Below are 6,223 nucleotides of genomic sequence, written 5' to 3' on the forward strand. Positions count from 1 at the left end.
ATGCCGTTAATTTCTTTAATGCATTTTCTTCAGCTGGAATTCTAATCGCCAAAATGATGATATTCATTATAGTAAAGAGCGCCGTTGTTATATAGGCTTCAAACATAAGTGGTATAATGAGAAATTCAGCAGAAACAATGATATAATTAGGATGTTTGAAGAAACGATACGGTCCCTTTCTAATGATCCTAGCATTAGGCAAAACAATAATTTTTGTATTCCAATATGGGCCTAGAGATTTAAGCGCCCAAATTCTCCCTGCTTGTGTAAGTAAAAATAATGGGAATAGGATGGGCCAATAGGAGGAAACTTCATGGCCAACAAAGCTTACCTCTAATATGTAGGAAACAAAAAACAAACTATGTACGGCTACAATGAAAGGATAATGTGATTGTCCAAACTCAAGCGCTCCTTGGCTTTTCATAAAGCGTTCGTTTTTCTTTGCAATTATTAATTCAACTATTCTCTGCAAAATAGTCACTGTAATAAAAATCGTAAAAAGCATTTGCTAATTCTCCCATCTCAGCAACAGCATTTCCGAACAAAATCCCGGTCCTAAAGCGGTTGCAAGACCGTATTCTCCCTTTTTCCCTATTTCCATAAACCTTTTTAATACATATAATATGGTCGTTGAAGACATATTTCCGTATTCTTTAAGAACCTCGAGAGAAATCCTTGTCATTTCCGGTTCGAAACCGATGGATTGAATATAGGCATCAATCACTTTTTTTCCGCCGGGATGTGCAATGAAATAGTTAATTTCATCTATCTCCATTCGTTCTTTCACCAAAAAGTCTAAAACAGCAGGCTTGAGCCAGCTTTCTATTATCGAGGGTATATCTTTCGAAAAAACAACATAAAGGCCTTTACTCTTTACTTCCCAGCCCATCACATCTAATGAATCCTGCATGAACGTTGATTGGGTACGAAGAATGGCGGGTACTGATTCAAGCTTCTGAAAGGTATTTCTATCAGCCTGATCCCCTGCAATGAGTGCACATGCAGCACCATCGGCAAAAAGAGAGGTGCCAATTAAGTTACTTTTCGAACGATCATTCATTTGAAAGGTTAAGCTGCATAATTCAATTGCAAGCACAATGACTTTTGCTTTTGGAAAAGCAAGGCAATATTCATATGCCCTCGACAATCCCGAAGCTCCGCCAGCACAACCTAATCCCCAAATGGGAATTCTCTTTGTATGTGGATGGAAGATAAGCCTGTTCATGATTCTTGCCTCAATACTTGGTGTAGAAATCCCAGTGCTCGAGATGAAAAAAATAGCATCAATTTCTTCGTACGCTATATCTCTGCTGAGGAAATCCTTACTCTTCAAACAATTTTCAATTGCTTCAACACCTAGCTCTACAGCGCATTCTATGTATGCTTGATTTCTTTCTTCAAATGTTTTCTCCTTTTTATACCATTCCATATCTTTCACAAAATGCCGTTTTTCAATTTGACCATTATGAAATGCCCTTAATAACCTTTCAATATTCGAAAAGGATTCGGAAAATAGATCTCTAGCAAATTCCATTACCTCTTCCTGATTGAGAGAATGGACAGGTATAGCTTCTGCAACAGAGACAATTGATGGCATATCGATCTCTCCTTCTTTATGCTTATCGTTAATTTTTCCCAATAAATGCATAATATTCATTTAACTTCACAGTTAGGGGCACAGAAGAAGCAAACATAGTGACATAACTAAAAAAAGCTCCCTCTGACTGAGGAAGCTAACGTTTTGAAGGAGTTGCTGTGCATCTATTATTATAAATTCTTTTTATTGAGGAAGCATCACCAAAACATTACCAAATGTGTTAATACAAAGAATATGTCGTTTAGATTATCAAGGAAATAAGTAACAGAATATAATTTTTTTCATCAATTTTTAACAATTTCTTTTTAATAAAATGTTAAAATAGGACTATTGATGTTCTTGGGGGAATGCTGTATGTCGATCACAAAAAGTGTAACTGATATTTTGAACGGAACAATTGAGGCTGTAAAATCGGTTGTGCCATTAGAGATTCATGTAGAAAAACCAGCCCTATTTACCCAGCCCTTCACTCAGCATTCCATAGGAGTCTTAATTGGGATGACAGGTGATGCAAGAGGACGAATTATCATCGATGGCGATGAATTGGTTTTTGGCAAGATTGGTGAAGCTATGTTTGGAATGGTGCTTGAAGGTGAAATGCTAGAATCCTTTGCTGGTGAGCTTGGTAATATGATTGCAGGAAGCATTTCAACCTATGTCTCACAGAGAGGATTTGAGATGGATATTACTCCCCCAACTGTTTTGGTCGGACAAACGAAGGTATATGGTTTCACTAAAGCCTTTCGCTTGCCAGTCACTATTCGTGATGCGGGAAGCTTGATGATTGTATTAATGGTAGAAGTCGGATAACACGTAATTAACGTACCCAGTTACTTTGGAGGTTAATCATTATTAGGGTTATTTTGTTTTTGGACTTCGATAATAATCTTTTTTTCTGCTAGCGCTCCACAAACTTTGCAAAACTCTTTCTTGTGATAGATAAGTCTGCAATGATCGCAATAATATTTTTCCATTCTTGATGTTCACATCCTGTAGAGTTTCGGTTAAACCATTATATTTACATAAATATGGATGTGTGAAAGTAAAAATACGTGGGAAATTAGGGAAATCCATTAAACAACAAAACCGCCCATCAGGCGGTTTCTTCTTTATGAAGCAAATCCTTATATGGATGTTGTTTCATTGCTTCATTCCACAACTTTTTCCTGTGCAAAAGTTACCTCCCCATTTTCCAGTGAGCTTACTATAGCTAGTGATTCTACACGATATTCATCTTTTCGAAGGATTTTGCCCCCATCCTGGAAACCTTTTTCAATGACAATTCCAATTCCAGCAATTTTAGCATTTGCTTGCTTAACCATATCAATAAGTCCCATTGCTGCCTGACCGTTTGCCAGGAAATCATCAATAATCAGTACGCGATCATCCGTATGTAAATATTTTGATGAAATAGAGATTTCATTCGATTCCTGCTTTGTAAATGAATAAACATTGGCAGTATATAGTTCATTTATTAAGGTTAATGATTTACGTTTTCTAGCAAAGATAACAGGTACGTTTAACTGTAAACCTGTCATGACTGATGGCGCGATTCCAGAAGATTCAAGTGTTAATATTTTTGTAATGCCTTCGTTACGGAAACGGCTGGCAAATTCATTTCCGATTTCATACATCAACAGAGGATCAATCTGGTGGTTCAGAAAAGCGTCTACCTTTAGCACAGTATCTGAAAGCACAATACCATCCTCTTTAATTTTGTTCTTTAATAACTCCATTATTCAGGTCCCCCTCGTAAATAAAAGATTCCGCTTAATTAAAGTACGAAAAAAACTCCTGAAAATCAATGTCCACATTATTATAATGTGTGAGGCAAAGATCTTCAGGCTTACACAATAAATCTATTCACTTCCTATTATAAACAGGAATAACTGATCTTCACAATTTCTTCACAATTCTCTTCCTTTTTATGTGATATACATCACTGTTTTATCAATTTTTCACTATTACCATAGTGATAAAGTAACGAATGAACAATTTGTGAACTCAGAAAAACCATCTAGATTCTCTTTAATAGTAGAGTATTATGAAATTGTAATCATTTACTTTTTCCAAATTTCCGAAAGGAGTGAAGAAAATGGCGAAACCAGAACTAAGTAGACAACCAGAAACTGAAATTGAAGATAGTTCCTCATTAAAGGGGACGTTGGCATCTGTAATGATTTTAGGAGTAATCTTAATCGTTACTTGGGTTAGCATTTATTCATTATTCTTAGATCGTTCTTAATAGTTGAAAGGGGAAAAAAGCCATGCATATGCATAAGTTTGAAAAAATTTGGCTTATTTTTGGAATCGGTTCGCTGCTCGTATTTTTAACTGTTATAGGGGTTAGCGCGTTCTATTTAGGAAATCAGCCGCCAAGCTGTTTAGCAGTCATAGATCCAGAGAAAGTTGATACAACAGCGCCATTTAATGAACCTGGTCTTAAAAAGGTTGAAGGGAAGGAATGGGATTACGAACTAGTATTTGTAGCATCTGCCTTCAATTATGAGCCTGGTGAGGTTCAAATTCCTAAAGGTGCAAAAGTTAAAGTCATTGCCACCACAAAAGATGTTATCCACGGCTTTGAAGTAGCCGGCACAAACGTTAATATGATGCTAGAGCCAGGCTACATAAGTGAAAATGTTTATAATTTTAATAAAGCTGGTGAATTTTTAGTTTTATGTAATGAATATTGCGGAGTTGGTCACCATATGATGACTTCGAAAATTGAGGTGGTTGAATAATGCTTACACAAGAAGCAACTGCAAAAGCTGACCGCCGTGACGGCAAAATGACAAAAGCAAACATTACGCTGAAGCAACAAGCAAATACAAAAGTTGACCGCCGTGATGGTAAATTAGCAATGGCCCACTTCTATGTGGCATTCATCGCCCTAGCAATTGGCGGACTTGCAGGTTTATTACAAGTATTAGTTCGTTCAGGAAAATTTGTTTTGCCTGCTGGAATTGGTTATTATCAAATTCTTACGGTTCACGGTGTTGTATTAGGACTTGTTCTAACTATATTCTTTATCATTGGATTTATGATTTCTTCAGTAAGCAAAACTTCAGGAACCTTTACTGGACGCCAGCGGACCATTGGCTGGATCGGATTTTGGCTAAAGACTATCGGTACTGTAATGGCTGCTACAATGATTCTATTAAATGAAGCTACAGTATTATTTACTTTTTACGCACCACTTCAAGCCCATTTTCTATTCTACCTAGGCTTAACATTAGTCATTGTCGGAACTTGGTTTGATAGTGCAATAGTTTACATGAAATATGGCGAATGGAAAAAAGCAAATCCTGGGACGCCAAGCCCTCTTCTCACTTTCATGTCAGTGATTACATTTATTATGTGGGATGTAGCGACAATTGGTGTAGCGGTAATGGTTTTATTCCAATTATTACCATGGTCACTTGGTCTAGTAGACACTATTAACATCGGTGTCAGCCGTACATTATTCTGGTATTTTGGACACCCGCTAGTTTACTTCTGGTTATTGCCAGCTTATATGGCATGGTATGTCATTATCCCAAAAATAATCGGCGGAAAGATTTTCTCAGACTCTTTAGCTCGGATGTCATTTGTTCTATTATTGCTTTTCTCAATCCCAGTTGGTTTCCACCATCAGTTGTTGGAGCCCGGAATTGATCCAGCTTGGAAATTCTTACAGGTTGTATTAACATTCCTTGTTGTTATTCCATCTATGATGACGGCTTTCTCACTATTTGCTACTTTCGAAAGCTTCGGACGTTCAAAAGGTGCAAAAGGACTATTTGGCTGGTTTAAGAAGCTTCCATGGGGAGATGCACGCTTTACAATTCCATTTATCGGAATGCTATCCTTTATCCCTGGCGGAGCTGGCGGTATTGTTAACGCTTCTCACCAAATGAACCAAGTTGTTCACAATACGATTTGGGTTACAGGTCACTTCCATTTAACAGCTGCTACTGCAGTTATGCTTACATTCTTCGGCATTTCTTTCTGGTTAATTCCACACTTAACTGGCAGAGTATTTACGAAGAAATTAAATAAATTAGCAATGATTCAAGGGATAATTTGGACAATTGGGATGACATTTATGTCTGGAGCTATGCATGCCGCTGGACTACTTGGTGCACCTCGCCGCTCAGCCTACTCTGAATACGGTGGCGCTCCACAAGCATTAGAATGGATTCCATATCAGATTGCACAAGCAGTTGGCGGATCTATCCTATTCATTGGTATTATCCTTATGCTTTACATTTTTGTTAATCTTGCCTTCTTCGCTCCTAAAGGAGATCAGGAATTCCCTGTTGGCGAAGTAGCAGATGAGGCAGAAAAGACTCCAATGGTTTTCGACAACTGGAAATTATGGGTTGGTATTACAGCTGCATTGATTCTTTTCGCTTATACACTACCACTCATTGATTTAATCCAAAATGCGCCTCCGGGAGCTAAAGGATTTAAATTATGGTAATTTGAAAAGCGGAAGCGCCTTCGGAACAATCAAAGGACAATTGTTCCTGCGATGAATATTCGCAGAAGCTTTCCTTTGTGTCCACCCCCGACAAGCACAAGACGAGCCTCACGGAAAGATGTACTTTATCTTTCCGGGAGGCTTGGCTTGTGACCTCGAGG

7 protein-coding genes are annotated in these 6,223 nt (G+C 37.8%); 4 read left to right on the top strand and 3 right to left on the bottom strand.

All coding sequences use genetic code 11. From position 1 onward, the window contains the following. On the bottom strand, window positions 1-505 hold a 505-nt coding region (locus tag V7164_RS10975; protein ID WP_335354091.1), incomplete at its 3' end, for an isoprenylcysteine carboxyl methyltransferase family protein. 3 nt (window positions 506-508) lie between these two features. Then, entirely contained in the window at window positions 509-1,597 is a 1,089-nt protein-coding gene (locus V7164_RS10980; protein ID WP_335344194.1) for a type III polyketide synthase, read from the bottom strand. Window positions 1,598-1,951: 354 nt separating this feature from the next. Between V7164_RS10980 and V7164_RS10985 the strand changes: the two genes are divergently transcribed. Next, a complete protein-coding gene (locus V7164_RS10985; RefSeq protein WP_335344193.1) occupies window positions 1,952-2,407 on the top strand; it encodes a chemotaxis protein CheX in 456 nt (151 codons plus the stop codon). Between the two features lie 338 nt (window positions 2,408-2,745). On the opposite strand, the gene V7164_RS10990 is transcribed toward V7164_RS10985, so the two are convergent. Beyond that, window positions 2,746-3,333: a xanthine phosphoribosyltransferase gene (locus V7164_RS10990; protein ID WP_335344192.1), complete on the bottom strand. Its 588-nt coding sequence runs from the start codon at window positions 3,331-3,333 to the stop codon at window positions 2,746-2,748. Between the two features lie 359 nt (window positions 3,334-3,692). On the opposite strand from V7164_RS10990, the gene V7164_RS10995 reads away from it, so the two are divergent. The 3 genes from V7164_RS10995 to V7164_RS11005 are packed head-to-tail and all read left to right on the top strand — an operon-like array spanning window position 3,693 to window position 6,062. After that, window positions 3,693-3,842, top strand: a complete 150-nt coding sequence (locus tag V7164_RS10995; protein WP_315665247.1) for a cytochrome c oxidase subunit 2A — start codon at window positions 3,693-3,695, stop codon at window positions 3,840-3,842. Window positions 3,843-3,864: 22 nt separating this feature from the next. Then, window positions 3,865-4,341: a cytochrome c oxidase subunit II gene (locus V7164_RS11000; RefSeq protein ID WP_335354092.1), complete on the top strand. Its 477-nt coding sequence runs from the start codon at window positions 3,865-3,867 to the stop codon at window positions 4,339-4,341. Between the two features lie 47 nt (window positions 4,342-4,388). Further along, a complete protein-coding gene (locus V7164_RS11005; RefSeq protein WP_335344208.1) occupies window positions 4,389-6,062 on the top strand; it encodes a b(o/a)3-type cytochrome-c oxidase subunit 1 in 1,674 nt (557 codons plus the stop codon). Window positions 6,063-6,223: the final 161 nt, after the last annotated feature.

Origin of the sequence: Bacillus sp. JJ1474, assembly GCF_036965225.1 — a bacterium.
Taxonomy (GTDB): domain Bacteria; phylum Bacillota; class Bacilli; order Bacillales; family Cytobacillaceae; genus Cytobacillus.

Bases quoted from the DNA above. Each gene is read 5' to 3' on its own strand.
- V7164_RS11000 (WP_335354092.1), top strand. From the start codon at position 3,865: ATGCATATGCATAAGTTTGAAAAAATTTGGCTTATTTTTGGAATCGGT.
- V7164_RS10980 (WP_335344194.1), bottom strand. From the start codon at position 1,597: ATGCCATCAATTGTCTCTGTTGCAGAAGCTATACCTGTCCATTCTCTC.
- V7164_RS11005 (WP_335344208.1), top strand. From the start codon at position 4,389: ATGACAAAAGCAAACATTACGCTGAAGCAACAAGCAAATACAAAAGTT.
- V7164_RS10995 (WP_315665247.1), top strand. From the start codon at position 3,693: ATGGCGAAACCAGAACTAAGTAGACAACCAGAAACTGAAATTGAAGAT.
- V7164_RS10985 (WP_335344193.1), top strand. From the start codon at position 1,952: ATGTCGATCACAAAAAGTGTAACTGATATTTTGAACGGAACAATTGAG.
- V7164_RS10990 (WP_335344192.1), bottom strand. From the start codon at position 3,333: ATGGAGTTATTAAAGAACAAAATTAAAGAGGATGGTATTGTGCTTTCA.